Below are 23,757 nucleotides of genomic sequence, written 5' to 3' on the forward strand. Positions count from 1 at the left end.
ATGCTGCGGATCAACGGACTGACCAAGGCGTTCGGGGAGAACGTGGTTCTCGACGGCATCGACCTCGAGGTCGCGCGCGGCGAGGTCGTGTGCCTCATCGGCGCGTCCGGCTCGGGCAAGTCAACGCTCCTACGCTGTCTGGATCTGCTCGAGGTGACCGACGACGGCGACATCTGGCTCGACGGCGAAGAACTCACCGACCCGGCGATCGACGTCGACCGCGCGCGGCGCGAGATCGGCATGGTCTTCCAGGCGTACAACCTCTTCCCGCATCTGAGCGTCCTCGACAACGTGACGATCGGCCCCCGGCGCGTGCTGAGGCAGTCCAAGGCGGACGCCGAGCGTCGTGCCCACGCGCTTCTCGACCGCATCGGCCTGAACGGCAAGGCGGACGCGTATCCGGACGCCTTGTCGGGTGGTCAGCAGCAGCGGGTCGCGCTCATCCGCGCCGTCGCGATGCAGCCGAAGCTGCTGCTGCTCGACGAGGTGACCGCCGCCCTCGACCCGATGCTGGTCGGCGAGGTGCTCGACGTCGTGCGCGACCTCAAGAACGAGGGCCACACGATCGTCATGGCCACCCACGAGATGGCGTTCGCGCGCGAGTGCGCCGATCGCGTCGTGTTCCTCTCCGGTGGCGTGCTGATCGAGGAGGGGACCCCCGAGCAGATCTTCACCGCACCGCGCGATCCCCGGACACGCGAGTTCCTGGCCCGGTACCTGCCGAGCTGACCCTCACCGCATGACGCGGGCGAGGAACGCGCGGGTCGCGGCGAGCGTCTCCTGGGCGGCCTCGAGCCGGAGGTCGAACTGGAACTCGTGCTGCAGGGCCGGCGTGTAGTCGTCGGGCCAGAACATCGTGGTCACGTCCACGCCCGCGGCGGTCAGCCGTTCGGCGAACGCCTTGCCTTGGGGAGTGAGCGGGTCAGCGTTGCCGCCGGTGACGAGGGTCGGTGGGTACGAGGGGCCCACCTGCGCAGCGACCGAGGCGTCATGCACGTGCGGTTCGTCGAACGACGAGGTGGCGAAGTAGGCGCGACCGATCGTCCGGATGAACCAGCCCTCGACTCCGTGGGCATCCTCAAGTAGTTCGGGCAGTTGCGGGCCACAGTGCGAGATGACGCCGCGCAACTGGTGGGCGGCGACGGTCGGCTCGACGCCGATGCGTGCGGCGTACGAGGGGTCGGTGATGGCGATCGCGAGCTGGGCGCTGATCTGCGCGCCGGCCGAGTCGCCGGCGAGCACCAGCCGGTCGATGTCGACGTGGACCTCGTCGGCGTGTTCGGTGAGCCAGCTGAGCGCGGCCCCGACCTGCCGCAGCGGCAGGGGATAGCGCGCTGCCGGAGCCAGAGCGTAGTCCACCGCGACGACGGTGTATCCCTCGGCGGCCAGGATCTTGGCGTAGGGCTCGACATCGGCGGTCGAGCCCGCGACCCAGCCGCCACCCAACCCCGCTTCCCTCCCCGCGAGTGGCGCAGTCTGGGGCCGTTCCGCTCCGAAACACCCCCAGACTGCGCCACTCGGTATTCACTTTGCGCCACTCGGCGAGGTGGGAACAGCGGCGAGCGGGCCCGGCGGCGAGCGCGGTGCCGGCCGGCGCGCGCCACTCGGCGACCAGGCCGGCGCGGTCAGAAGGCCTGGTGCGTGCCGAACGTGCGCTGCCAGTAGCTCAGCGGGCGCCCTCCCGCGGCCTCCGCCGCGACCACGTCTCCGAGGACGAGCATGTGGTCGCCCGCGGGGACGAGGCTGCTGACGTCGGCGAGCACCCACGCGTGCGCGTCGGCCAGTCGCGGAGCGCCGGCGTCGTCCCAAGGGATGTCGGCGAAGCGATCGTGCACGTCCTTACTGAACCGCAACGCGATCTGATCCTGATGCGCTGACAGCACGTTCACGCCGAAGGTGCCACCGCGGCTCAGCCGGGCCAACAGGCTCGAGGTGCGAGCCAGTGACAGCAGCACCATGGGCGGGTCCATCGACAGTGACATGACGCCGCTCATCGTCGTCCCGTGCGGACGGCCGCCTCCCGACGACGTGGTCACGACGCACAGCCCGGTGGTGAGGTTGGCCATCGCCTGTCGCAGCCCTGCCTGCACGCCAGGATCGGCACGCGTCACGGTCACGACACCACCCCGCGTTTCTGAAGAATCGGGCGCACGCCCTCGGCGAACCAGTACGCCTCCTCCACATGCGGGTAGCCCGAGAGGATGAACTCGTCGATGCCGAGCGCGTGATACTCCTCGATGAGCGAGGCGACCTCCGCGTGCGAACCGACCAAGGCCGTGCCCGCGCCGCCACGCACGAGGCCCACCCCAGCCCACAGCCCCGGCGAGATCTCGAGCGCGCGTGCGTCGCGTGCGTGGCGCGCTCCGGCGTGGAGTTCACGCATGCGCTGTTGGCCCACCGATTCTGACTTCGCCAGGGCGGCCTGGGCCTGCTCGATGTGCGCCGGGTCGAGGCCGTCGATCAGCGTCTGAGCTTCCGCCCACGCTCGCTCGCTGGTGTCGCGCGTCAGGACGTGAAGCCGGATGCCGAACCGCAGCTCGCGGCCCTCCTCCTTGGCCAGCCCGCGTACCCAGTCGAGCTTCTCCGCGACCTGAGCCGGCGGTTCGCCCCACGTGAGGTACACGTCGGCGTGACGCGCGGCGACGGGGCCGGCCGGCGCCGACGACCCGCCGAAGTAGAGCCGCGGAAGCGGATCGGGAGCCTGGCGCGTCCGCGCGTCCACGACGTCGTAGTAGTCGCCGGAGAAGTCGAACCCTCCCTGCCACGCGCCCCGCAGCACCGAGAGGAACTCGTCGGTCCGCGCGTAACGTTCCGCAGCGGTCAGCCGGTCGCCGAAGCGCGCCTGTTCGTCGGGCTCGCCGCCGGTGACGACGTTGAGCAACAGCCGACCGCGCGAGTGGCGCTGGAAGGTCGCCGCCATCTGCGCCGCGAGCGTCGGCGCGATCGCTCCGGGCCGGAACGCGACGAGGAACTTCAGCCGCTCGGTCTCGCGCAGCAGCGCGGCCGTGGTCAGCCAGGCGTCCTCGCACCACGTGCCGGTCGGGGTCAGAACGCCCTCGAAACCCAGGAGTTCGGCGGTGCGCGCCACCTGCGCGAGGTACTCGATGTCAGGCTCGCGGAAGGCGGCTGCGGTCCCGACGTCCGCCGTCGGGACGCCGATCCCGCGAGGCACGCTGTGACCGCCGCCGACGAGGGTGCGCCCGTCGCCTGTGGTGGGCAGGAACCAGTGGGTGCTGATGCTCATGTCAGTTCTCCTTCGTGGTGGCGAGGACGGCGTCGTCGAACCGGTCGATGAAGTAGCTGCCTAGGTCGACGTCCTGGCGCGTGAGTTGGCCCTGCTCGGTGAAGGCGTCCCACATCTCCTGCTCGGACGGGACGGCGTCGCTGACGGCGATGGGCTGGTAATCGCGTCGTTCGATCGCGCGCCGGGTGACCTCCGACGGCAGGCCGGTCTCGGCCGCCCAGGCGTCCGCCCACTCGTCGGGGTGGTCGTTGGCCCACTGTTGCGCCCGTGCGATGCGCGTGAGGTAGTCCTCGATGGCCGCGGACGTCGCGGGGTCCTCGAGGGCGGCGTCGGAGGCCACCTGGAAGCCGATCCCGTTCACGACGCCCTCGCCGCTGGTCAGAATCCGCGCCTGGGCCGTCAACTCGGCCTGCGCCGTGAACGGGTCCCAGATCGCCCACGCATCGACGTGGCCTCCGGTGAAGGCCGCCAGCGCCTCGGTGGGCTGTAGAAAGACGGGCTCGATGTCGTCCCAGCCGAGTCCGGCCTTCTCCAGCTGTGCGAGCAGGTGGTAGTTCGCCGAACTGCCCTTGGCGACGGCGACCTTCTTGCCCGCGAGGTCGGCGACCGAGGAGACCGGGGAGTCCTCCTTCACGACGATGGCGTCGCTGTGGGCTCCCTGGCGCGACGCCTGGACGACCTTGAGGTCCTTGTCCTGATCGATCGCGAACAGCGGTGGGGTGTTCCCGACGCCACCGAGATCGACCGCGGCCGTGTGCACGGCATCGAGCAGCGGCGGCCCGGACGTGAACGGCTTGAACTCGATCGCGTACTCGACCTCGTCGAGTTGACCCGAAGCGGTGAGCAGCGCCTGCGACCCACCCTTCTGGTCGCCGACCACGAGGGTGACGGCGGAGAGGTCGATGCTGCCGTCCTCGCCGATCGCGTCGGCGTTGGAGGTGCCGCAGCCTGTCAGGAGCGCGAGCACGGCCGTGGCGGACAGCAGGGCGGTGGTGCGGTGGTTGCGGTGCCTCATGCGGTGACCCTTCCTGGGAGTTCGACGCCGAGCTGGGCGAGCAGGCGCTCGCGATGCTCGACGAGATCGGGGGAGTGGAGATCGCGCGGGCGCGCGGAGCGGACGGCGATGTCGAGGGCGATCCGGCCCTGGTCGAGGACGATGACCCGGTCGGCGAGGGTGAGGGCCTCGTCGACGTCGTGCGTGACGAGGAGGACCGCCGGACGGTGGCGGGCCCACACGTCGAGGACCAGCGCGTGCATCTCGATACGGGTGAGGGCGTCCAGCGCGCTGAACGGCTCGTCGAGCAGGAGCAGCTCCGGTTCGCGGACGAGGGCGCGGGCCAGGGACGCTCGTTGCGCCTGCCCGCCCGACAGGGTGACCGGCCAGACGGACGCCTTCTCGGTCAGGCCGACCTCCGCGAGAGCTGAGCGTGCCCGGTCGCGGCGCTCGGTGCGCGTCCCCTCGCGGAGTGCGAGTTCGACGTTGCGGCCGACCCGCCGCCAGGGAAACAGGCGGGGTTCCTGGAAGGCCACGGAGACGGTACCGGGCACGGTCACCTGCCCTGCGTCGGGCCGATCGAGACCGGCGAGGAGACGTAAGAGGGTCGATTTTCCCGAGCCGCTGCGGCCGAGCAGGGCGACGAGTTCGCCCGGCACGAGGTCGAGGTGGAGGTCGTCGAGCACCGGCGTGCCGCCGAAGCTGCGGCGCACGCCGCGGACCGTCGCGGTGGGTGGCGGGATCAGCCGAGTCGCCATTGCAGAGCCTTCCTTTCGATGGAGCGGACGAGAGCGTCGGTCGCGAGGCCGAGCAGGCCGTAGATGAGCAGCCCGCCGACCATCTCGTCGGTGCGGCCGAAGCTGGCGGCGTCGGAGACCAGGTAGCCGATGCCGCTGGTGGTGTTGATCTGTTCGGCGACGATGAGCGAGAGCCAGGCGACGCCGAGGCTGAGGCGCAACCCGATGAGAATCGACGGAAGCGCCGACGGGAGGATCACCTGGCGCAGTCGTTCGGCGGCGGAGAGTCCGAGCACGCGGGCGGTGTCGAGGAACTTGGGATCGACGCCGCGGATACCGCCGACGGTGTTCACGTAGAGCGGGAAGGCGACGCCGAGCGCGATCAGTGCGATCTTCGGCGTCTCGTCGATGCCGAACCACAGCACGAACAGCGGGAGCAAACCGAAGTGCGGGAGGGTCCGCAGCATCTGCATGGGCGGGTCGATCGCGTTCTCGCCCGCCCGGGACAGGCCGGCGAGGACGGCGAGCAGGATGCCGACGGAAGCACCGAGCGCGAAGCCCGCGAGGACGCGCTGAACGGAGATGCCGACGGCGTCGGCGAGGCGGCCGTCCGCGACCATCGTCCAGAGCGCGTCGAACACGGCCGTGGGAGGGGCCAGGGTCTCCACCGGAAGGAGGCCGGTCGTCGAGGCGAGCTGCCACGCGAGCAGCAGCACGAGCGGGCTGATGGCTCGGTGCCAGCCGCGTTGTCGGCGCTCGCTCCGGGGGAGCGAGGTGGTGAGAGGAGCGGTGGTTGCCATGTGCGTCAGGTTGGCAACTGACCACCCCTGACAGCGGGCTGCTCACCCAGTGGCCCGGCGGCCCCAGTCGCCCGGTTTCGTGCTAGCGGCGCGAGCCGCCACTGGGCGAACGACGCAGAAATGGCCGTGATCACCGGGCTTTCCCGGTGATCACGGCCAGTTCATGCGGTCGTGTGAGAGAGACGTCAGCGGGGCTCGGTGCCGGGATCGCGGCGCGCGTGCCGCGGGTCGGCGCCGTCGTCGACGATCTCCTCTTCGCGCACATAGCGCGCGTCGCCGGTCGGGCGCGGGTCGCCAGCACCGGGCGTATCGGTCGTACCCGCCGTGCCTGCGGCACCCGCGCTGCCGGTCTGATCGGCCGCGTCACGCGGGTGCGCGTCGGGCTGCCCTTCGCGTCGCGTCGCGTGATCAGTTCCCGCGTCGGGGTCGATGTGCTCGGCCTTGCGCAGCTTGTCGGTCGCCGACTCGTGCCGCTCGGCGGCGTCGTGGCGCAGACCCTCGGCTTTGGCCTCGAGCCGCTCCGCCTCGAGCCGTGCCTGGTCGGCGTCGGCGCGCGCGCTCGTCGCCTCGGCCTCCGTGCGCTGCACGTGGATACGTTCCTCCTGGGCGGACTGCCGGAGTTCGGCCGCCTTCTCGCGCTTGCGCCGTTCCTCCTCGAGCCTGCGCTGCTCCTTGGCGCGGCGAGAACCGCGCATTGCCGCCACGAGTCCGATCAGCAGCAGGATCACCACCACGGCGATCAGAACCCATACCCACCACTGCACGTCGTTCATGTCGTTCTCCTCTCGGCCAGTCGAGCGCGCCCGGTGACGCGTCGTCCACCCCTACGTCCTTGGTACCGCACCTGAGCGGTCCGTGCCGGGTGACGACGTGCGCTGACCAGCGCGAGGAGGTGGATCAGACGTTGCGCCGGTACTGCCCGCCCACCTCGAAGAACGCCTCGGTGACCTGCTGGAGCGAGCAGACGCGGGCGGCGTCCATGAGCACCGCGAAGACGTTCTCGCCGGACATCGCGGCCTCCTTGAGCCGGGCGAGCGCCGCCTCCGCCTCGGTACGGTGTGCGCTCTGGAACGCGGCGAGCCGCTCGAGCTGCGAGCGCTTCTCCTCCTCGGTCGCACGAGCCAGTTCCACCGCGGGCGGTTCGACGTCCTCGTGCGGCGGGCGGAAGGTGTTGACGCCGATGATCGGCAGCGACCCGTCGTGCTTGCGATGCTCGTACAGCATCGACTCGTCCTGGATGCGGCCACGCTGGTAGCCCGTCTCCATCGCCCCCAGCACGCCGCCGCGTTCGCTGATCGCGTCGAACTCGCGCAGCACCGCCTCCTCGACGAGGTCGGTGAGCTCGTCGATGATGTACGAGCCCTGCAGCGGGTTCTCGTTCATCGCCAGGCCCCACTCGCGATTGATGATGAGCTGGATCGCGAGCGCTCGCCGCGCCGACTCCTCCGTCGGCGTCGTGACCGCCTCGTCGTAGGCGTTCGTGTGCAGGCTGTTGGCGTTGTCATAGATCGCGATGAGCGCCTGGAGCGTCGTCCGGATGTCGTTGAAGTGCATCTCCTGCGCGTGCAGCGACCGGCCGGACGTCTGAACGTGGTACTTGAGCTTCTGGCTGCGCTCGTTGGCCCCGTACTTCTCCTTCATCGTGATGGCCCAGATGCGTCGGGCGACGCGCCCGAGCACCGAGTACTCCGGATCCATGCCGTTGCTGAAGAAGAAGGACAGGTTGGGGGCGAAGTCGTCGACGTCCATCCCGCGGGCGAGGTAGGACTCGACGTAGGTGAAGCCGTTCGCGAGCGTGAACGCGAGCTGGCTGATGGGGTTGGCGCCGGCCTCCGCGATGTGGTAGCCGGAGATCGAGACGGAGTAGAAGTTGCGGACGCCGTTCTCGATGAACCACTCCTGGATGTCGCCCATCATCTTGAGCGAGAACTCCGTGGAGAACAGGCACGTGTTCTGGCCCTGGTCCTCCTTGAGGATGTCGGCCTGCACCGTGCCGCGGACGGTCTGCAGCGCGTGCGCTCGCAGCTCGGCGCGCTCCTGCTCGTCGGGCTCTCGACCCTCCCGCTCGCGGAAGGCCTCCATCTGCTGATCGATCGCCGTGTTGAGGAAGAACGCCAGCACGGTGGGTGCCGGCCCGTTGATCGTCATCGACACGCTCGTCGTCGGGGCCACGAGGTCGAAGCCGTCGTACAGAACCAACATGTCGTCCAGCGTCGCGACGGAGACCCCCGAGGTGCCGACCTTGCCGTAGATGTCCGGACGCAGGTCGGGATCGCGTCCGTACAGCGTTACGGAGTCGAAGGCGGTAGAGAGCCGGGTCGCCGGCTGACCCTCGCTGAGCAGCTTGAAGCGGCGGTTGGTGCGGAACGGGTCGCCCTCGCCGGCGAACATGCGGGCCGGGTCCTCGTTGTCGCGCTTGAACTTGAAGACGCCGGCGGTGAAGGGGAAGAACCCCGGCAGGTTCTCGCGCCGCCAGAACCGCACGAGTTCGCCGTGGTCGGTGTAGCGGGGAAGCGCGACGCGCGGGATCTTGGTGCCCGAGAGCGATTCGCGGGTCAGCCGGGTGTGGATCTTCTTGTCCCGGACGACGACGACCTGCTCGTCGCCGGAGTAGTCCTCGACGATCTGCGGCCACGCGGTCAGCTGGTCGCGCACGGCCGGCGGCAGTTCGGACTCCGCCCGCGCGGCCGCTTCCGCGACCGTGCTGTCCTCGGGCAGTTCCTGCGCGACCTGAGCGAAGCGCTGAGCGCGGCTCGCCTGCTGCGCCAGTCGTTCGGTCTCCGCGTGGTAGGCGCGGACGGTCTCGGCGATCTCGGCCAGGTATCGCACCCGATCGGGCGGCATCACGTGGTTCTCGTCGGTGGAGTGGCACACAGCGACCGATGGCAGGACGCCCGGCTCGATGCCGAGGAGTCCACGCAAGTGCTGGTAGAGGGCGGTGACGCCGTCGTCGTTGAACGTGGCCGCAGACGTGCCGAACACCGGCATGTCGTCCGGCTTCGCCCCGAACGCCTCGCGGTTGCGCACCAGCTGGCGTCCCACGTCGCGCAGCGCGTCCTTCGCACCGCGGCGCTCGAACTTGTTGATCGCCACGACGTCGGCGAAGTCGAGCATGTCGATCTTCTCGAGCTGCGACGCGGCGCCGAATTCGGGCGTCATGACGTACAGCGAGTGGTCGACGAAGGGCAGGATGCCGGCGTCGCCCTGTCCGATGCCGGGGGTCTCCACGATGACGAGATCGTGGTTCGCCGCTTTGAGGACCGCGATGGCGTCGGCCAGTCCGTCGGGCACCTCGTGCGCCCCGCGGGTGGCGAGCGACCTGAAGAACACCCGATCGCCGTCGAGCGCGTTCATCCGGATGCGGTCACCGAGCAGTGCGCCGCCGCCCTTGCGTCGGGTCGGGTCCACGGCGATCACCGCCACCCGAAGCTTGTCCTGCTGGTCGACGCGAAACCGGCGCACCAGCTCGTCGGTGAGCGAACTCTTGCCCGATCCGCCGGTACCGGTGATGCCGAGCACGGGCGCGGTCGAGGCAGCGGCCGCCTCCCGGATGCGCTCGGCGAGGACACCGTCGAGGCGCCCCAGCTCGGCGCCGGTGAGCGCACGTGCCACGGCCGCGCGGTCGCCGGAGAGCACCGCGGCCGGTTCCGGCCGGGAGGTGTCCCACAGGTCGACGTCCGTCTCGGCGATGAGCTCGTTGATCATGCCGACGAGGCCGAGGCGCTGGCCGTCCTCAGGGGAGAAGATGCGCACGCCGGCCTCGCGCAGGCGGCGGATCTCCTCGGGGACGATGACGCCGCCGCCACCGCCGTAGACCTTGACGTGACCCGCGCCGCGCGCCGCGAGCGACTCCACGAGGTACTCGAAGTACTCGACATGCCCGCCCTGGTAGGAGCTCACTGCCACGCCCTGCACGTCCTCCTCGACGGCGGCGTCCACGACCTCGGCGATCGACCGGTTGTGGCCGAGGTGGATCACTTCGGCGCCCTGACTCTGCAGGATGCGCCGCATGATGTTGATGCTCGCGTCGTGGCCGTCGAAGAGCGCGGACGCGGTGACGAAGCGAACGGGGTGGGTCGGGACGTGCATCAGATACCTCTCGCCGGATTGCTAGGTCTTAAAATAGTCGGATGACCTAGTAAATGGAAGTGGAGGTGTCGGCACGGCTAGGCTTCCGCCCATGGCACCGCTGGAGTTCGACCCGATCGAGCGCGCTGGTGAGCTCTGGGAGAAGCGCATCGGTGACGCGACCGCGATGCGTCTCGTCACCTCGCTCATGCGGGCGCAACAGCTCGTCCTGACCCGACTCGAGGCGGCGCTCCGCCCGCTCGGCATCACCTTCGCGCGGTACGAGGTCCTGCGGTTGCTCTCGTTCAGCCGGACCGGATCGCTGCCGCTCAGCCGCATCGGCGAGCGGCTCATGGTGCATCCCACGTCGGTCACCAACGCCATCGACCGGCTCGTCGCGCAAGGCCTCGTCTCCCGCGAGGTCGACGAGGCCGACCGGCGCCGCGTCCTGGCCTCGCTCACCCCCGAGGGCGAGAAGGTGCTCGAGGTCGCCACGGATACGCTGGTCGACCTGGGTTTCGGCGTCGACGCGCTCACTGCCGACCAGCAGCGCGAGGCGTACGAACTGCTGCGCGTCCTGCGCTCCGCCGACTGGTCCTGAGGAGTCTCGGGTCGCCGTTCGACGTGCGACAGATGCCGAACGGGCATAGAACCGGGTCATGTCGAAAGTCGAACTCGGTCGGGTGGAGACCAAAGTCCCCGCTCGCATGGATCGCCTCCCGTGGGCACGCTGGCACTGGCTGATCGTCATCGGCCTCGGCACCGTCTGGGTGCTCGACGGCCTCGAGGTGACCATCGTCGGTAATCTCACCAACGCTTTGAAGGATCCTGACGCTGGTCTCGGCCTCAGCAGCGCCGACATCGGCCTCGCCGGCGCCATCTACGTCACCGGGTCCTGTCTCGGAGCGTTGTTCTTCGGGCAGCTGACCGACCGGTTCGGACGTAAGAAGCTCTTCATCATCACGCTGATCGTGTACATCGTCGGCACCGTGCTGACCGCGTTCTCGATGAATCCCGCCTGGTACTTCGCGTGCCGGTTCCTCACCGGTACCGGCATCGGCGGCGAGTACGCCGCGATCAACTCGGCCATCGACGAGCTCATCCCGGCCAAGTACCGGGGCCGCATCGACATCACCATCAACGGCTCGTACTGGCTCGGTGCGGCGGGCGGCGCGCTGCTGACGGTCCCGCTGACCGACCCGAACGTCATCGATCAGGGCCTCGGCTGGCGGCTGGCCTTCGGGCTCGGCGCGATGCTCGGCTTCGCCGTCCTGTGGGTGCGCCGCAAGGTTCCGGAGAGCCCGCGCTGGCTGTTCATCCACGGCAAGGAGGATCAGGCCGAACGCATCGTCGGCGACATCGAGCACACGGTCGAGCACGAGGACAAGCTCCGGCTCGAGCCGGTCTCCGACGACGAGGCGATCGTCATCCGGCAGCGTCGGACGATCCCCTTCACGACCATCGCGCACACCGTCGTCAAGCTGTACCCGCGCCGGACCATTCTGTGCCTGTCGCTGTTCGCGGGACAGGCGTTCCTCTACAACGCGTTCTTCTTCACCTACGCCGACACCCTCACCACGTTCTTCGGGGTCGAGCAGACCGGCTGGTACATCGCGGTGTTCGCATTGAGCAACTTCGTCGGAGCACTCGTTCTGGGGCCGCTGTTCGACAAGGTCGGCCGCATCCCGATGATCTCCGGCACCTACATCGGCTCCGGCGTGCTGCTGGCGGTGGCGGGGCTGCTGCTGGCCGATCTCAACGCCTTCACCCTCACGGCCTTCGGCGTCGCCACGTTCTTCATCGCCTCGGCGGGCGCGAGCTCGGCGTATCTCACGGCGAGTGAGGTCTTCCCGCTGGAGACGCGAGCGCTGTGCATCGCCTTCTTCTACTCGGTCGGCACCGCCATCGGCGGTATCGCCGGGCCGTTGCTGTTCGGCCGGTTGATCGAGGCGGCCAGCGAGGCGGGCGACGTGACGGGGATCGCCCCGGGCTACTTCATCGGCGCCGCGCTGATGACTGCTGCGGGTGTCGTGGCGATCTTCCTCGGAGTCAAGGCCGAGGGTCAAAGCCTGGAGAACATCGCCAAGCCCCTCACCGCGGAGTAGGGCGCCGGCACCCACACTCAGCGCGTGCGGAGGTCGAGCATGCGGGTGATCACCAGGCGAAGCCGGGCGAGCTCGTGGTCGGCGTCAAAGCCGTCGTCCATGCAGCGCAGGTAAAGCCCGTCGATGACGCTGTGCACCCACTGTGCAGCGTGCGCCGCGTCCCAGTCGGGATCGGCCTGGCCGTCGGCTTGCAGGCGCGTGATGAGGTCCGCCAGGAGCGCTTGCGCGTACGCGTCGGTGGCGCCGAGGATCTCGCCGATGGCCGGGTCCACCGTGAGTTGTCCGAGGATCGCCAGTGTCAGCGCACCCGCGGTGGGGTCGCGAAGGTCCTGGGTGATGCGCTCCACGACGTGCCAGAACGCGCTCAGCGGATCACGCATGTCGAGGTCGGCGAGGTCGGCGAGGGTGACGTCGCGATCTGCCTCGAGCACGGCGTGAAAGATCGCCCGCTTGTCGGTGAAGTAATGAAAGAGCGTTCCCGAACCGACGCCCGAGCTCCTGCAGATGTCTTTGACGGTGGTGCGGTCGTAGCCCTTCTGCGCGAAGGCCTCGGCCGCGCCGGCGAGGATCTGTGCGCGGCGGGCGGCGTGGCGTGCCGGGTCAACGGTCCGCATCGCCCTCCTCGGCGCGTTGCTCGCGTTCGAGCCGCTTCTTGCGCCGGTCGAGCTCACCGACGGCGATCGCGATGGCGACGAGCACCGGCACCACGTACTGCAGCCACGACAGGTCGAGATCAGGCAACCAACCGAACCAGTCCCAGTCCGGCAGCACGCGGCTGAGCCAGTAGAGGGGGTCGATGTAGCGCAACGATGATGGTGGCGAGATGTCGGGAAGATCGGGAAGCCACGACCAGTCGATCCGCGGCACGAACTGGCTGAGGAACGCGCTGACCAGTGCCCCCACGCCGAGGATGCCGATCAGGATTCCGCCGATCGAGCCGGCGACATGGCGCGCAGCGTAGAGCCGAGGATGTGCCTCCTGCAGGTCGTAGCGGCGCCGGGCCTTGGTCCCGGGCGGTGGGACGAACGGCACGACGAGCGGGCGCGCCTCGTCCTCGTCGGCGGGTTTCTCGCGCATCTCGACACGGCGCACCTGCTTGCGCACGCCGAGATGGACGCGCACGGTCTGCTCGACGTCATCGACGGGGCCGAGTTCGAGAGTGAGGTCGTCCAGCAGCTCGCCGGTCCGTTCCTCCAGGAGTTCGCCGTCGACCTCGAGGCGCACGCAGCCGTTTCCATCATCGTGAACGGAGAGTTCGCGCCGGCGGTCGCGCAGCGTCCACGTCAAGGTCATGGCGCCGACATTACTGGAACGCTCAATCCAGGAAAAGGTCACCCGCGAATTCAACCAGATGGTTGACAACGGCCGAGCTCGGAAGGTTGACTAGTTCTCAACCGAGAAGTTGAGAAAGCTGAGAGATGCCCGAGGACTCGTTATCGAAGGTGTTCGCCGCTCTGGCGGACCCGACCCGCCGTGACATCGTGGCCCGTCTCGCCGACGGCGATGCCACGGTCGGGGAGCTCGCCGAGCCGTACGACGTGAGCGTCCAGGCGGTCTCGAAGCACCTCAAAGTGCTTGAGGACGCCGGTCTGGTGACGCGCTCGCGCCAAGCCCAGCGGCGACCGGTGCATCTCGAGGCCGAGGTGTTCGACCTCATGGAGAAGTGGATCGAGCGCTATCGCCGCAAAGCCGAGGAGCGGTACCGCCGCCTCGACCGAGTGCTCGCCGAGCTGGCGAGCGAGGACACGCCCCACCGTGACGAAGGAAACGCATCATGACTACCCAGCAGCGAGAGGCCACCATCGAGGCCCACCCGACTCTTCCCCTCATCACCATCACCCGCGACTTCGATGCCACCGTCGACCAGCTCATGCGCGCCCACACCGACCCGGAGTTGTACGCCCGGTGGGTCGGGCCTGACGTCATCGAGACGCGCATCCTCGAGTGGGACGCCCGTCGCGGCGGTGCCTGGAGCTTCATCAACCTGCATGAAGGCCAGGAGTTCCGCTTCTTCGGGAGCTTCCACGACGTCGGCGCGGACCGCATCGTGCAGACCTTCACGTTCGAGGGCATGCCCGAGCACGTGTCGCTCGAGACCCTGCGCTTCGAGGATCTCGGCGACGGCCGCACCCGGCTGCACGCGCAGTCCCTCGTCGACAGCATCGAAGGGCGGGACGCCTGGTTGCGCAGCGGCATGGAGGTCGGCGTCAACGAGGGATACGCCAAGCTCGACCAACTGGTGGCCGATGGCGCTCTCTGACGCCCCCCACCCGGGGACGGCTCCGCCGCGAGATGTGGTCGGTTTTGTGTCACCCGGACCGGACTCGGTGACCCGGAAGTGACCACATCTCGGGCCGGAGGCCGTCGCCGTGCGGGGAGGCGCCCGCCTGCGTAGCGTCGATCGCGAAGCCATCCGCCCCAGCAGAGGAAGGACGATCATGACGCAGCCGCCGCAACAGCAGCAGCCTCCGGGAACCGAACAGGAGATGACGCCCAAGCCCGATCACGGGGAGGACAGCTACCAGGGGTCCGGTCGACTCGAGGGCAAGGTCGCGGTCATCACGGGAGCCGACAGCGGGATCGGCAAGGCCGTCGCCATCGCCTACGCGCGCGAGGGCGCGGACGTCGTCATCAGCTACCTCAACGAGCACGAGGACGCCGAGGAGACGCGCCGCCTCGTCGAAGGCGCCGGCCGCACAGCGGTCGTCATCTCCGGCGACCTCGCCGACCCGGCGCACTGCCGCGAGATCATCCAGAAGACCGTCGACGAGTTCGGCCGGGTCGACGTGCTCGTGAGCAACGCCGCGTTCCAGATGAACCACCCGACGCTCGAGGAGATCCCCGACGAGGAGTGGGACACGACGCTCGCCATCAACCTGAGCGCCTACTTCCACCTGGTGAAGGCGGCGCTGCCGCACATGCCCGAGGGGTCGTCGATCATCGGCTCGTCGTCGGTCAACTCCGACATGCCGTCGCCCACGTTGCTGCCGTACGCGGCGACCAAGGCCGCGATCGCCAACATGACCGCCTCGCTCGCGCAGCTGCTCGCCGAGCGCGGCATCCGGGCGAACAGCGTGGCTCCCGGCCCCGTCTGGACCCCGCTCATCCCGGCCACGATGCCCGAGGAGAAGGTCGAGAGCTTCGGCCAGCAGGTGCCGATGGAGCGGGCGGCGCAGCCGGCGGAGCTCGCTCCGGTGTACGTCATGCTCGCGTCCGACGAGGCGAGTTACGTCTCGGGCGCGCGCGTCGCCGTGACCGGTGGCAACCCGATCCTGTGACTCAGCGCCGGTGAGCGGGACCGAACCGCAGCCGGAACGAACGGATCGCGACGGACACCAGCGGGCGGAACCCGGCGAGATGGCCGAGCGGACCGTCCGGCGCGATCGTCCACTGTGAGCGCACGGGCGACGCCCGGACGCGGCCACGCACCGGCGTGGTCAGCGTCCGGGCGTCGCGCCGTTGCGCCACGGTGAAGCGCGTCGGAAGCATGGCGGCGAGGCGAGCGGCGCGCCGCACGGTCGTGGTCGCGATGCCGCGCGCCGCGTAACGCGGTGCGGCGATCTCGAAGTCGGCGAGCTCTTTGGGGATCGCCCAGAGCGCGCGGCCGCCGTCGCGCGAGGCAGCGCTGTCGACCCAGATGTGGGTGATGTGGACGAAGGGCCGCAGTCCGCGACGAACGAGGGTGGCGGCCATGACCTCGCGGTATGTCAGCGGGCTCGGCGGTTCGTAGACGAAGAAGGCGAGGGCGACCACCGCGCGGCCGCCGACCGTGACCGGACGCGTCCCCGGCGGGGCCTGGACGGCGGTCGCATCCGTGAGTCCCGCCGCGACCACGGCATGACCGGCGAGGTCCCAGGGTTCGGTGGGGAAGGTCCTCACATCCATTGGAACTCCTCCGTGCGGACGGCCGCGACCTTCTGTTCGTAGCCGCGGGTGCCGCCGGGCCAGTTCGAGGTGATCCGGCCAGACACCGGGTGCCGGTACCAGCTCGAGCAGGACGCCCATGCCGAGCGTTCGAGCGCGTCCTGCACCTCGTCGTCCCAGCGTGCCTCGGCGTCGGCGCGCGCTTCGACGGTCCGGGCGCCTCGGGCGGCGAGGTGATCGAGCACCTGGCGGATGTGCCGGGCCTGGGCTTCGAGCATCGCGATGATCGACCCGCCGCCGAGATTGGTGTTGGGGCCGTAGCTCACGAAGAAGTTGGGGAAGCCGGGCACGTGGACGCCGAGATGAGCGCGGGCGCCGTCCTTCCAGAGGTCGTGGAGACGCCCAGCGGGCCCATGGACGTCGAGGGTGCCGAGGAAGTCCTGCGCCGCGAAGCCGGTGGTGAAGCACAGCGCGTCGACCTCGCGAGTCGCCCCGTCGGCGGTCTCGATTCCCGTCGGGGCGACGGCCACGAGCGGCGCCGTGACGAGGTGGACGTCGTCGCGGGTCAACGCGGGGTAGTAGTCGTTGGAGAAGAGGATCCGCTTGCAGCCGATCGGATAGCGCGGGGTGAGCGCCCGGCGCAGCTCGGGGTCTCGCACCTTCGCGCGCAGGTGGCCGAGCGCGAGCGCGTGGAGGAAGCGCGCCATCGTCGACCGCGGGTCGAGACCGCGGGAGAACTGTTGAGTGACCCAGTCGATCGGGTCGCGCTCGCGTGGGGCGTGGCGCCGATACCAGCGCGGGAAGCGTCCATCGGGCTTCGGCAGGATGTAGTTGGGGGTGCGCTGCACGACGACGACGTCGCGCGCGACCCCGGCGAGTCGGGGGACGACCTGCACTGCGGTCGCGCCGGAGCCGATGACCGCCACCCGGCGGCCGGACAGATCGACGTCGTGCGCCCAGCGGGCCGAGTGGAAGACCGGTCCGTCGAAGTCGGCGAGCCCGGGAAGCTCGGGTATCTGCGGTTCGGAGAGCTGACCGACCGCGCTCACGAGCACGTCGACCCGCTCCGAGGTGCCGTCGGCGAACTCGACCGTCCATCCGTCGTCCCAGCGGGCCGTGGTCACGTGACGGCCGAAACGGCACCTCTCGGTCACCCCGAAGCGCTCCGCGACGTCACGCAGGTACGCGTGGATCTCGCCCTGACTCGGGTAGCGGCGCGTCCAGCCGTCGTGGGGCGCGAAGGAGTAGGAGTACAGGGCGGCCGGCACGTCGCAGGCGGCCCCGGGGTAGGTGTTCTCGCGCCAGACGCCGCCGATGTCGTCGGAGCGTTCCCACAGGCGGACGTCCTCGTGGCCGTGCCGCATCAACTCGATCGCGACGGCGATCCCGCCGAAGCCCGTCCCGATGATCCCGACCGACGTCATCGCGGCTCCTCCGTCACGACCGCGAGGACGGTCGCGCAGACCGCGGCGCTGACCTCGTCGCGGGTGAGCGTTCCACGCACGAGCCATTCGCGGCACAGCGCCTTGACGTAGGCGGCGACGGGGCGCAGCCGGGCCCGCCGGTGCGGGTCGTCGGGCAGGCAGAGTGCGTCGAGGACGAGCCGGGCCGCCCGGTCGTCGGCCTCGTCCACGATCGCCTGGACGTCGGAGTCCCCGTGCAGGTTGGCGGCACCCGAGGCGGCCACCCACGCCTGGCCGTAGGTCGTCGCGGCGTCGAGAATCCAGTCGATCGTGTGCCGAACCCGTTCGGGCATCGGCAGCGCCGAGAGGTCCGGCAGCGCTTCGGCCGGCATCATCACCGACTCGCGCATCACCGCGAGGAACAGCTCACGCTTCGTGCCGAAGTAGTGGTTGATCAGGCCGCGGGTGACCCCTGCGGCGCGCGCCAGCTCGGCGGTGGAGACGTCGTCGTACGGGCGCTGCGCGTAGAGCGCGCGAGCCGCGTCGATGAGGGACTGTCGGCGCGAATCCGGTGCCAGGCGGGTGCGGGCCGAGGTGGACGGCGAGGTCATGCGGGCAGTCTCGTGGACTATTGGCAAAGTGTCAACAAGTGCGTAGTGTCTCGCGCCATGAGCCAGTTCGACTACGACGTCGCGGTCATCGGCTCCGGTTTCGGCGGGAGCGTGACGGCGATGCGGCTGACCGAGAAGGGCTACCGCGTGGCCGTCCTGGAGGCGGGCCGCCGCTTCGCCGACGACGAGCTGCCGCGCACGTCATGGGACGTGCGGCGCTACCTCTGGGCGCCGTGGGCGCGGTGCTTCGGCATCATGCGCATCACCCTGCTGCGGGACGTGCTCATCGCGAGCGGCGCCGGGGTCGGGGGCGGTTCGCTCGTCTACGCCAACACGCTCTACGAACCCGGCGAGCCCTTCTTCCGCGACCCGCAGTGGGCCGACATCACCGACTGGCGGGCCGAGCTCGCGCCCCACTACGCCCAGGCGCGGCGCATGCTCGGCGTCGCCACCTACCCGGGCTGGACAGTCCCGGATCGGTTGCTCGCCGAGATCGCCGACGAGATGGGGGCCGGAGACACCGTGCATCGCGCGGATGTCGGCGTGCTGTTCGGCGACCGGCCCGGCGAGGAGGTCGCGGACCCGTTCTTCGGCGGGAGCGGACCACGGCGACGCACCTGCACCGAATGCGGCTCATGTATGACCGGCTGCCGCGTGGGGGCCAAGAACACGCTGGTCAAGAACTACCTGCACCTGGCGGAGCAGGGCGGGGCGGAGGTGCATCCACTGACCGCGGTCACCGACGTGCGGCCGATGCCGGGCGGCGGCTACCGACTGCGGACCCGGCACAGCGGACGACCCTGGCAGCGACGCACGCTGCGGGCCGAGCAGGTCGTCTTCGCCGGGAACGCGCTGAACACCCAGACGCTGCTCCACCGACTGCGGCGCCGGTCGCTGCCGCGGCTCTCATCGCGGATCGGCGTGCTGAGCCGGACGAACTCCGAGGCGGTGCTGACGGCGCGAGCCGGCGAGCGCGCCGCGGACCACACCGCGGGGCTGGCCATCACCTCGTCGTTCCACCCCGACGAGCACACGCACGTCGAGCCCGTCCGGTACGGTCCGGGATCGGGCCTCATCGGGCTGCTCAACGCCCACCTCGTCGATCCGGTCGAGGGTGTACGGCGGTGGCGCGCCGCGATCCGGCAGTACCGCAAGCTGGGCGCCCGAGCGGCGCTGAGTCTGCATCGGCCGGGGCGTTGGGCGGAGCAGTCGATCGTGCTGCTGACGATGCAGTCGCTCGACAACTCGATCACGACGTTCCTACGGCGGCGGCCGTGGGGGTTGCGGCTCACCAGCCGCCAGGGCACGGGGGAGCCGAACCCGGAGTGGATTCCGGTGGCCCATCAGGTCGCGCGCCGACTGGCCGAGAAGGTCGACGGCGTGGCGGGCGGCTCGATCGCGGACCTCGTCGGCATCCCGATGACGGCGCATTTCATTGGCGGGTGCGCGATCGGCACCGGCCCGGACTCCGGGGTCATCGATCCCTACCAGCGCGTGTTCGGCTACGAGGGCCTGCACATCGCCGACGGTTCCGCGATCAGCGCCAACCTGGGGGTCAATCCCTCGCTCACGATCACCGCCCAGGCCGAGCGGGCGATGTCCTTCTGGCCGGTCAAGGGCGAGCCGGACCCGCGCCCGCCCCTCGGCGCCGCGTACCGGCGTCTCGATCCCGTCCCTCCGCGCACTCCGCTCGTCCCCGATCACGCTCCCGCCGCCCTCCACTGGGCCTGAACCCAGATGTGCGCGCAATCCGCGTACCGCGGGCCCCTTCGGTGCGCGGATTGCGCGCAAATCTGGGGTCTCGCCGGGGGAATACGAGGAGCTTGAGGAAAGTTGATACGGTTAGACTCAAGTCAGTCGACCTCATAGATTTTCCCGACATTCAGGAGGAACCCATGGCCCGCGCGGTCGGAATCGATCTCGGCACGACCAACTCCGTCGTCGCCGTACTCGAAGGTGGCGAACCCACCGTCATCGCCAACGCCGAGGGCGCCCGCACCACTCCGTCGGTCGTCGCCTTCGCCAAGGACGGCGAGGTGCTCGCCGGCGAGGTCGCCAAGCGTCAGGGCGTCACGAACGTCGATCGCACGATCCGTTCGGTCAAGCGCCACATGGGCACGGACTGGACCATCGACATCGACGGCAAGACGTTCACGCCCCAGCAGATCAGCGCCTTCGTGCTGCAGAAGCTCAAGCGCGACGCCGAGGCCTACCTCGGTGAGCCCGTGACCGACGCGGTCATCACGGTGCCCGCGTACTTCAACGACCACCAGCGTCAGGCGACCAAGGAGGCCGGCGAGATCGCGGGCCTCAACGTCAGCCGCATCATCAACGAGCCCACGGCGGCGGCCCTGGCGTACGGCCTCGACAAGGCCGACGATCAGACCATCCTCGTCTTCGACCTCGGCGGCGGTACGTTCGACGTCTCGCTGCTGGAGATCGGCGACGGCGTCATCGAGGTCAAGGCCACGAGCGGTGACAACCACCTCGGTGGCGACGACTGGGACAACGCCGTCGTCGACTGGATCGTGACCAAGTTCAAGAACAGCACGGGCATCGACCTCACCAAGGACAAGATGGCCATGCCGCGCATCCGCGAGGCGGCCGAGCGCGCCAAGATCGAGCTGTCGAGCTCCTCGAGCACGTCGATCAACCTGCCGTACATCACGGTCGACGCGGACAAGAACCCGCTGTTCCTCGACGAGACGCTGACCCGGGCCGAGTTCGAGAAGATCACCGCCGATCTGCTCGAGCGCACCAAGGCGCCGTTCAACAACGTCATCAAGGACGCCGGCATCACGGTCAACGACATCGACCACGTCGTCCTCGTCGGCGGCTCGACCCGTATGCCCGCCGTGTCCGAGCTGGTCAAGAAGCTCACCGGCGGCAAGGAGCCCAACAAGGGCGTCAACCCCGATGAGGTCGTCGCCATCGGCGCGAGCCTGCAGGCCGGCGTCCTCAAGGGCGAGGTCAAGGACGTGCTGCTCCTCGACGTCACCCCGCTGAGCCTCGGTATCGAGACCAAGGGCGGCGTGATGACCAAGCTCATCGAGCGCAACACCACGATCCCGACCAAGCGCAGCGAGGTCTTCACGACGGCCGAGGACAACCAGCCGTCCGTGGCGATCCAGGTCTACCAGGGTGAGCGCGAGATGGCCGCCGGCAACCAGCTGCTGGCCACCTTCGAGCTGACCGGCCTGCCCCCGGCGCCGCGCGGCGTGCCGCAGATCGAGGTCACCTTCGACATCGACGCCAACGGCATCGTCAACGTGTCGGCGAAGGACCGCGGCACCGGCAAGGAGCAGTCCATGACCATCACCGGCGGTTCGGCCCTGTCCAAGGAGGACATCGACCGCATGGTCAAGGACGCCGAGCAGTACGCCGAGGAGGACCGCAAGCGCCGCGAGGCCGTCGAGACCCGCAACCAGGCTGAGGCCCTCGTCCACTCGACCGAGAAGTTCCTCGACGAGAACGGCGACAAGGTCGGCGACGACGTCAAGGCCGAGGTCACGACCGACCTCGAGGCGCTCAAGGACGCCCTCAAGGGGGACGACACCGAGGCGATCAACGCCGCGGTGGCCAAGCTCGGCACGTCGAGCTCGAAGATGGGCGAGGCGATGTACGCCGCCGCTGCCGCCGAGCAGCAGGCCGCGGACGCCTCCGCGCCCACGAGCGACGCGGACAACGACGACGATGTCGTCGAGGCCGAGATCGTCGACGAGGACGAGGGTGACAAGAAGTGACGCAGCAGCCCGACGATCACGGCACGACCGACGAGCCCGTCGAGCAGCCTGACGCCGAGGCCACGCCGGACGCCTCCCCCGAGGGGGAGGCTCCGGCCGCCCCGGCCGACGAGGGGCCCTCGCTCGAGCAGCAGCTCGCCGAGCGCACCGCCGATCTCCAGCGTCTGCAGGCCGAGTACGTCAACTACAAGCGCCGGGTCGATCGCGACCGCGAGCTCATGCGGGTTCAGGGACGTGAGGACGTCCTGAACGCCCTGCTCACGGTGCTCGACGACATCGGCCGGGCCGAGGAGCACGGCGAACTCACCGGCGGCTTCAAGGCGGTGGCCGACGCATTGCGTTCGAGCACGGCCAAGTACGGCCTGGAGGCCTTCGGCGCCGAAGGTGAGCCGTTCGATCCGGCGCTGCACGAGGCCGTGTTCCACGCCGGCGAGTCCGCCGACGTCGAGACCACGAGCATCGCGCAGGTCATGCGCATCGGTTACCGGGTCGGCGAGCGTATCCTGCGCCCGGCGACGGTCGGCGTGGTCGACCCCGCTTCGGACGCATCCGCTGACACCACGGAGTCGGCCGACTCCGCGGAGGACGCACCCAACTGACGGCAGAGAGGAGGGGAATGTCGTGAGCAACCCCAGTGACTGGGCGACCAAGGACTACTACAAGACGCTCGGCGTGAGCAAGGACGCCTCGGCCGCCGACATCAAGAAGGCGTACCGCAAGCTGGCGCGCGACAACCACCCCGACTCCAAGCCGGGTGACAAGGCCGCCGAAGAGCGCTTCAAGGAGATCTCCGAGGCGTACGGCGTGCTGAGTTCGCCGGAGAAGCGCAAGCAGTACGACGAGCAGCGGTCGCTGTTCGGCCAGTTCAAGAACGGGTTCCCGCCCGGCGGCGGGTTCCCCGGAGGCGGCACGAGCGGCGGCACCGAGTTCGATCTCGGCGATCTGCTCGGGGGCATCTTCGGCGGCGGCGGCCGAGGCGGTCGCCGCCGCCAGCCCCAGGCCCGCCGTGGCGAGGACCTCGAGTCCGAGGCCACGATCACGTTCCAGCAGTCGGTCGACGGCGTCACGCTGCCGTTGCGGCTCACGAGCGAGGAAGCGTGCCCGACGTGTCACGGCACGGGAGCCAAGCCCGGCACCGTCCCGCGGGTCTGCCCCAAGTGCCAGGGCAGCGGCATGCAGACCGGCACCGCCGGCGGCCTGTTCGCCATGACCGAGCCCTGCTCGCAGTGCTCGGGACGAGGCCTCATCGTCGAGCATGCGTGCGCGACGTGCCACGGCAGCGGTCGCGCGCCGTCGAGCCGCACCATCAACGTCAAGGTGCCGGCCGGCGTCAAGGATGGCCAGCGCATCAAGATCAAGGGCAAGGGCGGCAAGGGCGACGCCGGTGCCCCCGCCGGCGACCTCTACCTCATCGTGCACGTCGAGTCGCACCCGCTGTTCGGCCGCAAGTGCGACGATCTGACCATCACGGTGCCGGTCGCGTTCGACGAGGCCGCCCTCGGCGCGCAGATCAGCGTGCCCACGCTCGACGGGCCACCGGTCAAGCTCAAGATCCCGGCCGGCACGCCCACCGGGCGCACGTTCCGGGCCCGGGGTAAGGGCAGCGCCAAGAAGGATGGCCAGAGGGGCGACCTCCTCGTCACGATCGAGGTGCAGGTGCCCGACACCCTGACGGACGAACAACGTGCCGCGGTCGAGGCGCTCCGCGCGGCGCGTGGCAACGAGGATCCCAGGGCCGCCGTGTTCCAGGCGGCCGGCTGAGAGGGTGGTGAACGATGAGCGCATCCGGCTTCGTTCCGCCGGGACCCGATGCGAAGGTGTTCGTCATCTCCGTCGCGGCCGAACTGTCCGGGCTGCACCCGCAGACGCTCCGCACGTATGACCGGCTCGGCATCGTCGAGGCGGGGCGGACCAGCGGCGGCGGCCGGCGCTACTCGCTGCGCGACATCGAGCAGTTGCGGGAGGTCGCCCGGCTGACCGCGGAGGGCCTCGGCCTCGAGGGCGTCAAGCGTGTCATCGAGTTGGAGAATCAGGTGGCCGCCCTGCGCGAGCGGGTCGCCGAACTTCAGGCGGAGCTCGCGGCCGCACAGCAGCCGCAGAATCTCCCCGCGGTGGTCGCCCGGCACCAGATCACGCTCTGGCAGCGGCGCGGCTGAGCGGGTCTTCGTGTTCCTCGCCTCGGGGCCAC

At 69.7% G+C, this 23,757-nt stretch carries 24 protein-coding genes; 11 read left to right on the forward strand and 13 right to left on the reverse strand.

Annotation, left to right across the window (positions count from 1 at the left end; genetic code table 11):
• Complete coding sequence (locus EHW97_RS05270; protein ID WP_124236121.1) at positions 1–729, forward strand: amino acid ABC transporter ATP-binding protein; 729 nt, start codon at positions 1–3, stop codon at positions 727–729.
• A 3-nt stretch (positions 730–732) separates the two neighbouring features.
• On the opposite strand, the gene EHW97_RS05275 is transcribed toward EHW97_RS05270, so the two are convergent.
• From EHW97_RS05275 to icmF, 8 genes are all read right to left on the reverse strand, one after another.
• Positions 733–1,446, reverse strand: coding sequence for an alpha/beta hydrolase (locus EHW97_RS05275; protein WP_166367397.1), 714 nt, complete (start codon positions 1,444–1,446; stop codon positions 733–735).
• Between the two features lie 179 nt (positions 1,447–1,625).
• Positions 1,626–2,117, reverse strand: coding sequence for a flavin reductase family protein (locus EHW97_RS05280; RefSeq protein ID WP_208001903.1), 492 nt, complete (start codon positions 2,115–2,117; stop codon positions 1,626–1,628).
• Positions 2,114–3,244, reverse strand: coding sequence for an LLM class flavin-dependent oxidoreductase (locus EHW97_RS05285; protein ID WP_124236123.1), 1,131 nt, complete (start codon positions 3,242–3,244; stop codon positions 2,114–2,116). The genes EHW97_RS05280 and EHW97_RS05285 overlap by 4 nt, the downstream gene beginning before the upstream one ends.
• A 1-nt stretch (position 3,245) precedes the next feature.
• The gene (locus tag EHW97_RS05290) at positions 3,246–4,259 is read right to left on the reverse strand and encodes an ABC transporter substrate-binding protein (RefSeq protein WP_124236124.1); all 1,014 of its coding nucleotides are present in this window, start codon (positions 4,257–4,259) and stop codon (positions 3,246–3,248) included.
• Positions 4,256–4,996: an ABC transporter ATP-binding protein gene (locus tag EHW97_RS05295; protein WP_124236125.1), complete on the reverse strand. Its 741-nt coding sequence runs from the start codon at positions 4,994–4,996 to the stop codon at positions 4,256–4,258. The genes EHW97_RS05290 and EHW97_RS05295 overlap by 4 nt, the downstream gene beginning before the upstream one ends.
• Positions 4,981–5,775, reverse strand: a complete 795-nt coding sequence (locus EHW97_RS05300) for an ABC transporter permease (RefSeq protein WP_124236126.1) — start codon at positions 5,773–5,775, stop codon at positions 4,981–4,983. Before EHW97_RS05300 ends, EHW97_RS05295 begins: the two co-directional genes overlap by 16 nt.
• A gap of 185 nt (positions 5,776–5,960) precedes the next feature.
• Entirely contained in the window at positions 5,961–6,548 is a 588-nt protein-coding gene (locus tag EHW97_RS05305) for a hypothetical protein (protein ID WP_124236127.1), read from the reverse strand.
• A 124-nt stretch (positions 6,549–6,672) separates the two neighbouring features.
• Positions 6,673–9,864 (reverse strand): fused isobutyryl-CoA mutase/GTPase IcmF, encoded by a 3,192-nt coding sequence (gene icmF, locus EHW97_RS05310; RefSeq protein ID WP_124236128.1) that lies wholly within the window; start codon positions 9,862–9,864, stop codon positions 6,673–6,675.
• 91 nt (positions 9,865–9,955) lie between these two features.
• Here icmF and EHW97_RS05315 point away from each other — a divergent pair, with 91 nt between their 5' ends.
• Positions 9,956–10,444 (forward strand): MarR family winged helix-turn-helix transcriptional regulator, encoded by a 489-nt coding sequence (locus tag EHW97_RS05315; protein WP_124236129.1) that lies wholly within the window; start codon positions 9,956–9,958, stop codon positions 10,442–10,444.
• Between the two features lie 58 nt (positions 10,445–10,502).
• Positions 10,503–11,948 (forward strand): MFS transporter, encoded by a 1,446-nt coding sequence (locus EHW97_RS05320; protein ID WP_124236130.1) that lies wholly within the window; start codon positions 10,503–10,505, stop codon positions 11,946–11,948.
• 17 nt (positions 11,949–11,965) lie between these two features.
• Here the strand turns inward: EHW97_RS05320 and EHW97_RS05325 are convergent, their stop codons facing one another.
• Together EHW97_RS05325 and EHW97_RS05330 are read right to left on the reverse strand one after the other, a co-directional pair.
• Positions 11,966–12,562, reverse strand: a complete 597-nt coding sequence (locus EHW97_RS05325; protein ID WP_124236131.1) for a TetR/AcrR family transcriptional regulator — start codon at positions 12,560–12,562, stop codon at positions 11,966–11,968.
• Positions 12,549–13,241 carry a hypothetical protein gene (locus tag EHW97_RS05330; protein WP_124236132.1) on the reverse strand — a complete coding sequence of 231 codons (693 nt, stop codon included), beginning with the start codon at positions 13,239–13,241 and terminating at the stop codon, positions 12,549–12,551. Before EHW97_RS05330 ends, EHW97_RS05325 begins: the two co-directional genes overlap by 14 nt.
• Before the next feature lie 125 nt (positions 13,242–13,366).
• On the opposite strand from EHW97_RS05330, the gene EHW97_RS05335 reads away from it, so the two are divergent.
• The 3 genes from EHW97_RS05335 to EHW97_RS05345 all read left to right on the forward strand — a co-directional run bounded on the left by EHW97_RS05335 (position 13,367) and on the right by EHW97_RS05345 (position 15,226).
• A complete protein-coding gene (locus EHW97_RS05335) occupies positions 13,367–13,726 on the forward strand; it encodes an ArsR/SmtB family transcription factor (RefSeq protein ID WP_124236133.1) in 360 nt (119 codons plus the stop codon).
• The gene (locus EHW97_RS05340) at positions 13,723–14,208 is read left to right on the forward strand and encodes an SRPBCC domain-containing protein (protein ID WP_208001904.1); all 486 of its coding nucleotides are present in this window, start codon (positions 13,723–13,725) and stop codon (positions 14,206–14,208) included. The genes EHW97_RS05335 and EHW97_RS05340 overlap by 4 nt, the downstream gene beginning before the upstream one ends.
• Positions 14,209–14,386: 178 nt before the next feature.
• Positions 14,387–15,226, forward strand: coding sequence for an SDR family oxidoreductase (locus EHW97_RS05345; RefSeq protein ID WP_166367398.1), 840 nt, complete (start codon positions 14,387–14,389; stop codon positions 15,224–15,226).
• 1 nt (position 15,227) lies between these two features.
• On the opposite strand, the gene EHW97_RS05350 is transcribed toward EHW97_RS05345, so the two are convergent.
• Genes EHW97_RS05350 through EHW97_RS05360 form a run of 3 tightly spaced genes read right to left on the reverse strand, consistent with a single transcriptional unit; the run spans position 15,228 to position 17,826 of the window.
• Entirely contained in the window at positions 15,228–15,833 is a 606-nt protein-coding gene (locus EHW97_RS05350; RefSeq protein WP_166367399.1) for an acetoacetate decarboxylase family protein, read from the reverse strand.
• Positions 15,824–17,236 (reverse strand): flavin-containing monooxygenase, encoded by a 1,413-nt coding sequence (locus EHW97_RS05355; protein WP_124236136.1) that lies wholly within the window; start codon positions 17,234–17,236, stop codon positions 15,824–15,826. Before EHW97_RS05355 ends, EHW97_RS05350 begins: the two co-directional genes overlap by 10 nt.
• Positions 17,233–17,826 carry a TetR/AcrR family transcriptional regulator gene (locus tag EHW97_RS05360; RefSeq protein ID WP_124236137.1) on the reverse strand — a complete coding sequence of 198 codons (594 nt, stop codon included), beginning with the start codon at positions 17,824–17,826 and terminating at the stop codon, positions 17,233–17,235. The genes EHW97_RS05355 and EHW97_RS05360 overlap by 4 nt, the downstream gene beginning before the upstream one ends.
• A 57-nt stretch (positions 17,827–17,883) precedes the next feature.
• Here EHW97_RS05360 and EHW97_RS05365 point away from each other — a divergent pair, with 57 nt between their 5' ends.
• The 5 genes from EHW97_RS05365 (at position 17,884) to EHW97_RS05385 (ending at position 23,725) form a co-directional block, all read left to right on the forward strand.
• The gene (locus tag EHW97_RS05365; RefSeq protein WP_124236138.1) at positions 17,884–19,557 is read left to right on the forward strand and encodes a GMC family oxidoreductase; all 1,674 of its coding nucleotides are present in this window, start codon (positions 17,884–17,886) and stop codon (positions 19,555–19,557) included.
• 164 nt (positions 19,558–19,721) lie between these two features.
• Positions 19,722–21,569: a molecular chaperone DnaK gene (gene dnaK, locus EHW97_RS05370; RefSeq protein WP_124236139.1), complete on the forward strand. Its 1,848-nt coding sequence runs from the start codon at positions 19,722–19,724 to the stop codon at positions 21,567–21,569.
• A complete protein-coding gene (grpE, locus tag EHW97_RS05375; protein WP_124236140.1) occupies positions 21,566–22,168 on the forward strand; it encodes a nucleotide exchange factor GrpE in 603 nt (200 codons plus the stop codon). Before dnaK ends, grpE begins: the two co-directional genes overlap by 4 nt.
• 22 nt (positions 22,169–22,190) lie before the next feature.
• Complete coding sequence (gene dnaJ, locus EHW97_RS05380; RefSeq protein ID WP_124236141.1) at positions 22,191–23,330, forward strand: molecular chaperone DnaJ; 1,140 nt, start codon at positions 22,191–22,193, stop codon at positions 23,328–23,330.
• A gap of 14 nt (positions 23,331–23,344) precedes the next feature.
• Positions 23,345–23,725, forward strand: coding sequence for a heat shock protein transcriptional repressor HspR (locus tag EHW97_RS05385; RefSeq protein WP_124236142.1), 381 nt, complete (start codon positions 23,345–23,347; stop codon positions 23,723–23,725).
• Positions 23,726–23,757 lie beyond the last annotated feature (32 nt).

This window comes from Aeromicrobium camelliae (assembly GCF_003850045.1).
GTDB classification, from domain to species: domain Bacteria; phylum Actinomycetota; class Actinomycetes; order Propionibacteriales; family Nocardioidaceae; genus Aeromicrobium; species Aeromicrobium camelliae.